Genomic DNA, 669 nt, shown 5'->3' with positions numbered 1-669 from the left:
GGCGGCCCATGAGGCGTTCGGCCGCGTGGATGTGCTCGTGAACAACGCGGGCATCACGCGCGACGGGCTCATCGCCCGCATGAAGGAGGAGGACTTCGACGCGGTCATCGACGTCAACCTCAAGGGCACGTTCAACTGCTGCAAGGCGGCGGCGCAGCGCATGATGAAGCAGCGCTACGGGCGCATCGTGAACCTGTCGAGCGTCGTGGGCGTGGCGGGCAACGCGGGGCAGGCGAACTACGCCGCGTCGAAGGCCGGCGTCATCGGCCTCACGAAGTCGCTCGCCCGCGAGCTGGCCGCGCGCAACGTCACGGCGAACGCGGTGGCGCCGGGCTTCATCGCCACCGACATGACCGACGCGCTGTCGGAGAAGCAGCGCGAGGCTATTCTGGGCCGCATCGCCGCCAAGCGCCTCGGCGCGCCCGAGGACGTGGCCGCGCTCGTCCGCTTCCTGGCGAGCGAGGAGGCGGGCTACATCACCGGACAGGTTGTCTGCATCGACGGAGGTATGTCGCTATGAGCGAGAACAGCACGAACGCGGGCGCCACGCGCCGCCCCGACGGCACGCATCGCGTGGTCATCACCGGCATGGGCGCCGTGTCGCCCGCAGGCGTGGGCGTGGAGGCGCTGTGGGACGCGGTCATGGGCCGCGCCTGCTGCATCGGCCCG

Annotated in this window: 1 protein-coding gene; it reads left to right on the top strand. The window is 70.7% G+C overall.

Annotated features, from left to right (window positions below; translation table 11 throughout):
• A partial coding sequence (gene fabG, locus GPA_RS10390) for a 3-oxoacyl-ACP reductase FabG (protein ID WP_041239457.1) occupies window positions 1-520 on the top strand: 520 nt, incomplete at its 5' end.
• Between the last annotated feature and the right edge of the window lie 149 nt (window positions 521-669).

This window comes from Gordonibacter pamelaeae 7-10-1-b, assembly GCF_000210055.1.
Taxonomy (GTDB): Bacteria; Actinomycetota; Coriobacteriia; order Coriobacteriales; family Eggerthellaceae; genus Gordonibacter; species Gordonibacter pamelaeae.
Note: the sequence above shows the minus strand (reverse complement) of the source record. Positions and strands in the feature narration are given on the sequence as shown.